Origin of the sequence: Streptomyces adustus (genome assembly GCF_009377175.1) — a bacterium.
GTDB lineage: Bacteria > Actinomycetota > Actinomycetes > Streptomycetales > Streptomycetaceae > Streptomyces > Streptomyces adustus.
Map to the genome: position 1 here is coordinate 1 of NZ_VJZD01000402.1, position 5,176 is coordinate 5,176.

At 72.2% G+C, this 5,176-nt stretch carries 6 protein-coding genes; 1 reads left to right on the forward strand and 5 read right to left on the reverse strand.

Annotated elements, in window-relative coordinates; genetic code table 11:
- Positions 1–745 (forward strand): hypothetical protein (locus tag FNH09_RS47385; protein WP_238427463.1); only part of this gene is annotated, 745 nt, incomplete at its 5' end.
- Positions 746–772: 27 nt separating this feature from the next.
- Here FNH09_RS47385 and FNH09_RS44355 read toward each other — a convergent pair.
- From FNH09_RS44355 to pgm, 5 genes are all read right to left on the reverse strand, one after another.
- On the reverse strand, positions 773–1,378 hold the full coding sequence (locus FNH09_RS44355; RefSeq protein WP_152895542.1) for a GOLPH3/VPS74 family protein: 606 nt from the start codon (positions 1,376–1,378) through the stop codon (positions 773–775).
- Entirely contained in the window at positions 1,375–1,671 is a 297-nt protein-coding gene (locus FNH09_RS44360; protein WP_152895543.1) for a muconolactone Delta-isomerase family protein, read from the reverse strand. Before FNH09_RS44360 ends, FNH09_RS44355 begins: the two co-directional genes overlap by 4 nt.
- Before the next feature lie 78 nt (positions 1,672–1,749).
- Positions 1,750–2,535 (reverse strand): SDR family oxidoreductase, encoded by a 786-nt coding sequence (locus tag FNH09_RS44365; protein ID WP_152895544.1) that lies wholly within the window; start codon positions 2,533–2,535, stop codon positions 1,750–1,752.
- A 491-nt stretch (positions 2,536–3,026) separates the two neighbouring features.
- Positions 3,027–3,200, reverse strand: coding sequence for a CsbD family protein (locus FNH09_RS44370; protein ID WP_162470036.1), 174 nt, complete (start codon positions 3,198–3,200; stop codon positions 3,027–3,029).
- Positions 3,201–3,317: 117 nt separating this feature from the next.
- Positions 3,318–4,958: a phosphoglucomutase (alpha-D-glucose-1,6-bisphosphate-dependent) gene (pgm, locus tag FNH09_RS44375; RefSeq protein ID WP_152895545.1), complete on the reverse strand. Its 1,641-nt coding sequence runs from the start codon at positions 4,956–4,958 to the stop codon at positions 3,318–3,320.
- Positions 4,959–5,176: the final 218 nt, after the last annotated feature.

Genomic DNA, 5,176 nt, shown 5'->3' on the forward strand with positions numbered 1-5,176 from the left:
CCTCTACTCCCACCCCGCCCCGACCGGCGGGCCGGCCCAGCCCCTGCCGGGCAATCCGTACGCTCCGCCGGGCCCCTACGGTCCCTACCCCGCCGCACCTGCGTCCGCGTCCGGCACCGGTGGCGCCGGACGGGCGCTGCTGTGGGCCGCCGTCGGCGCGGTGGCCGCCTCCGTCCTGTGGGCGGTCGGCGTCTTCGCGCTCCACGGCCTGGGCACCGGCGCGGACCTGCGCGGCTACAACGCCCCGGCGAACCTCTGCACCGGCTCCGACCACTCGTCCTTCAACAGCGAATACCCGCTCGCCGACACGTCCCCCACCCACTCCTCGCTGCGGGACGGCGTGTTCGACCAGTCCACCTGCAACATCGACCTGAAGAAGAGCGGCTCGACCTACGCGGACGCCTACCTCACCATCGACGTGCAGCTGCACAAGAAGACCGATCCCGGGCCGGAGTTCACCGCCGCCTGGAAGAACTACCCCGACAATCACGAGGGTTACGACGTCGACACCGTCGGCGGCATCGGGGACGAGGCGTATCTCGTCAGCCAGGACACCACCAGCGGCACCTCCAGCGGCTCGCTGTACGCCACGCTCGCCGTACGGGACGGCTGGGTCACGTACACGATGACCTACAGCGCCTACCTCAGCTCGTACAGCAACGACAAGAACCCGCCGCAGCTCGACGAGGTCATCGCCTGGCTGAAGTCGGACACGAAGTCCACGCTGGAGGAACTGCGCGGTTGACGCCGTGGGCCACCTGGGCGCGCTCGGCTATTCGCCGCGCCAGACGTTGTCGAAGGCCGCGTCCTCGATCGCCCGGCGCTGCCGTACCGCGTCCAGTTCCATCACCGCGTCGTGGACGGCGGCCAGCACAGTCACGACCGGCTCGTCCGTTCCGTCCAGGGCGCCGTCGGCCGGCTGGTCGACGATCCCGACGGCGGCCGCGAGGGTGGTGAGGACCGGTTCCCGCGCCTCCCAGCGCTCGGTGGCCCCACGGCGGACCGGCGAGTCGGCCGGGGCCGTGCGGGTGACCCGCAGCGGATTCCAGCGGCGGCGCTGCCAGGTCACCTCGCCGTCCCGTTCCAGGGCCGCGAGGTAGGTCCGGGACAGACCGCGGCCTCGGCGCCACAGCCACTCCTCGACCTGCTCGTACGGCTCCTCGCGGACGCATGTCGCGGCGGCCTCGTCCAGCAGGTCGTTCCCGGTGGCCGGAAGCAGGCCGGGCACGATCCGGTCGCCGCGCAGGGCGACGGCCTCCTTGCCGATGAGGTCGATGACCTCGGCTCCCGCCAGGGCCAGCGACAGGTCGCCCGGCTCCACCGGACGCGCCGACCTCATGTCCATGGCGACAATCATCAGATCCGTGGAGGTGGTCATGAGTGGGACGGTCCCGGGTCGTTGGGGTGGGGCTCCAGCGCGGTGACGACGAGCGTCATCCACGGCCGCAGCGGCAGCGTGCCGAGGACCTTCTCCAGGAGTTCGGTCTCGTCGGCGGCCCGCCACAGCCCGATGCTGCGCAGCTCGCCGATCGGGCGCCACAGCCGCGCCAGGTTGCCGCTGGCGGCCAGTTCCTTCGCCCGGACGGCCTCGGCGGCGCGCCGCCGGTCCACCTCGTCCTGGCTGGTCCCCTCGGGGACGGTGGTGGTGATCTCCACCAGGAAGTCACGCATGGTCCTGCTCCGTTCGGTCGCTGGACACCCGGCTCCGGTCCGGCCGGACCCTGTACGCGGGACCGGCTCCGACCGGTTTCAGACGATACCGCCGTTGGCCCGCACGACCTGGCCGTTGACCCAGTGTCCGGCCGGCGAGGCGAGGAAGGCGACGACCTCGGCGATGTCGGCCGGAGTGCCGAGCCGCTCCAGCGGGGGCTGCGCCGCCAGTGCGGCGATGGTCTCCTCGGCCTTGCCGTCGAGGAAGAGATCTGTGGCCGTCGGACCGGGGGCGACGGTGTTCACGGTGACGTCCCGGCCGCGCAGTTCACGGGCGAGGATCAGGGTGAGCGACTCGACGGCGCCCTTGCTGGCGGTGTACGCGCCGTAGCCGGGGAAGGCCAGGCCCACCACGGAGGTGGAGAACATGACGAACGCGCCGCCCGGCCTGATCCTGCGCGCCGCCTGCTGCGCCACGACGAAGGTGCCGCGGATGTTGGTGCGGTGCAGCTTGTCCAGTTCCGTCAGGTCCAGCTCGGCGACCGGCGCGAGATACATCCGGCCGGCCGCGTGGACGACGACGTCGACACCGCTGCCGAACTGCGTCTCGGCGACGTCGAACAGGGCGGCCACCTGCTCCTCGTCGGCGATGTCGGCCTGGAAGGCGAAGGCCTGGCCGCCCGCGGCGGTGAGTTCCTTCACGGCGGCCTCGGCCTGCTCGCGGTTGCCGGCGTAGTCGACCACGACGGCGTGGCCGGCCGCGGCGAGCCGTCTGGCGGTCTCGCGACCGATACCGCGGGAGCCGCCGGTGACGACGGCCGTACGGGGGTGAGCGCTGCCGCCACCGGGCGGGATCGGGCTGCCGGCGGGTTCCTGGGCGGGCATGGACTCTCCTGCCTACGGGAGGGGCCCGGACCGCGCGCCACCGTCCGTGGTGGCGGCCGGCGCCCTTGCCCCCTGTCGGCACCGGTGTCCGTACCTCTCTCCAGAATGCGCCGGTGCCGGGCGGACAGCCACGGCTGCCGCCACGAGAAGGCCGCGCGGACGGCCGAACCGTCCGCGCCGACCTGGGCGGTCCTGCGTCACGGCCCGCCGGGTCGCACGCGGTCGTGCACCACGCCCTGCCGGGTCGCACCGCCGTGCACCACGGCCCGCCGGATCGCACGGTCGCGTCACGGCCCGCCGGATCGCAGGGTCGTGCGTCAGGGCCGCCGGATGATCGCACGGTCGGGCGTCACGGCCGTCGGATCGCACGGTGGTCGGGCGTCACGGCCGCCGGATCGCTGGGTCGTGCGTCAGGGCCGTCGGATCGCGCGGTGGTCGTGTGTCACGGCCCGCCGGGTGGGCCGGGCCGTGACGCACGGTCGCGTGCTCCGTCAATGCTTGAACACGTCCTTGGCCTTCTCCTTCGCCTCGCGGGCGTCACCCTTGGACTTCTCCATCTGCCCCTCTGCGGCCATTTTCTCGTTGCCCAGGGTGCGACCGACCGCCGCCTTCGCCTTGCCCTTCATCTGCTCCATCTTGGCCTTGCTCTTCTGTTCCCGAGCCACTGACGATCACTCCAAACCGCTGTCGGCGTGCGATTGCTCCCGCACCGGGTGACCCTTGCCGGGGCCCCTCAAACGGACCGTCGGCCGTTCACGCTCCGTCATCGCCGCGGCCGGGCCTCAGCCGCCGAGCGCCGCCAGCACCACGTCCTTCGCCTCGTCCTGCACCCGGGCGAGGTGATCGGCGCCGAGGAACGACTCCGCGTAGATCTTGTAGACGTCCTCGGTGCCCGAAGGACGGGCCGCGAACCAGGCGTTGGCGGTGGTCACCTTGATGCCGCCGATGGGCGCGTCGTTGCCGGGCGCCCGGGTGAGCACCGAGGTGACCGGCTCCCCGGCGAGGGTGTCCGCGCGGACCTGTGCCGGGGAGAGCTTGGCGAGCAGCGCCTTCTCCTCCCGGGTCGCCGGGGCGTCGATGCGCGCGTAGGCGGGTTCGCCGAAGCGTGCGGTGAGCGCGGCGTAGTGCTCCGACGGTGTCCTGTCCGTCACCGCGGTGATCTCGGAGGCGAGCAGCGCCAGCAGGATGCCGTCCTTGTCGGTGGTCCACACCGAGCCGTCCCGGCGCAGGAACGACGCGCCGGCCGACTCCTCGCCGCCGAAGCCCAGCGAACCGTCCACCAGTCCGTCGACGAACCACTTGAACCCCACGGGCACCTCGACCAGTTGACGGCCGAGGTCGGCGGCGACCCGGTCGATCATCCCGGACGACACCAGCGTCTTGCCGACCCCGGCCTCGGCGGGCCACTGCTCGCGGTGGGCGAACAGATAGGCGATGGCGGTGGCCAGGTAGTGGTTGGGGTTCATCAGCCCGGCGTCCGGTGTGACGATGCCGTGCCGGTCGGCGTCGGCGTCGTTGCCGGTGGCGATCCGGAAGCGGTCGCGCTGCCCGATGAGCGAGGCCATGGCGTGCGGCGACGAGCAGTCCATACGGATCTTTCCGTCCCAGTCCAGCGTCATGAACCGCCAGGTGGGGTCGGTGAGCGGGTTGACCACGGTCAGATCGAGCCGGTGCTGCTCGGCGATGCGGCCCCAGTAGGCGACCGAGGCCCCGCCGAGCGGGTCGGCGCCGATGCGCACGCCGGCCGCGCGGATCGCGTCCAGGTCCAGCACGCCGGGCAGATCGGCGACATAGGTGCCCAGGAAGTCGTAGCGGCCGGTGCCGGGGGCGGCGAGGGCCTGCGGGTAGGTCACCCGCCGTACGTCCTTGAGTCCGCCGGTGATGATCTCGTTGGCCCGGTCCTGGATCCAGGAGGTCGCGTCGGAGCCCGCCGGTCCGCCGCTCGGCGGGTTGTACTTGAAGCCGCCGTCGGCGGGCGGGTTGTGCGAGGGGGTGACCACGACCCCGTCCGCGAGTCCCGAGGTGCGGCCCCGGTTGTGGGTGAGGATGGCGTGCGAGACGGCCGGGGTGGGCGTGTAGCCGTCGGCGCTGTCGATGAGCACGGTGACGTCGTTGGCCGCGAACACCTCCAGGGCGGTGACCCTGGCGGGCTCCGACAGGGCGTGGGTGTCGGCGCCGAGGAACAACGGGCCGTCGGTGCCCTGGGATGTGCGGTACTCGCAGATGGCCTGGCTGGTCGCGGCGATGTGGTCCTCGTTGAAGGCCGTCGCCAGGGACGATCCGCGGTGCCCTGAGGTGCCGAACGCCACGCGCTGTCCTGGGTCGGCCGGGTCCGGGTGCAGCGCGTAGTACGCCGTGACCAGCCGGGCGACGTCGATGAGGTCCTCGGGTCCGGCCTGCTTGCCCGCTCGCTCGTGCGGCATCTGCCCGTTCCTCCGTATCGGTTGACCATCGGGTTCCGGACCCCATCCTCCCCCGGCCCGGCGGCGGCCCGCGAGTACCGCACCGCCCGTGAACGGCTCCCGCCGCGACTCCGTGCCGGCGTGGGAACGTGACGGGGGAACCCGAACTTCCCCTGTCGCGGTACGCCTTCCCCGTCCGGAGGTCCGCACGGACCTGCTGCTGTCTCTTATACAAATTT

What these genes read in the sequence shown, in the direction of transcription:
- FNH09_RS44355 (WP_152895542.1), bottom strand. Translation starts at nt 1,378, where the DNA reads ATGACCACCTCCACGGATCTGATGATTGTCGCCATGGACATGAGGTCG.
- FNH09_RS44360 (WP_152895543.1), bottom strand. Translation starts at nt 1,671, where the DNA reads ATGCGTGACTTCCTGGTGGAGATCACCACCACCGTCCCCGAGGGGACC.
- FNH09_RS44365 (WP_152895544.1), bottom strand. Translation starts at nt 2,535, where the DNA reads ATGCCCGCCCAGGAACCCGCCGGCAGCCCGATCCCGCCCGGTGGCGGC.
- pgm (WP_152895545.1), bottom strand. Translation starts at nt 4,958, where the DNA reads ATGCCGCACGAGCGAGCGGGCAAGCAGGCCGGACCCGAGGACCTCATC.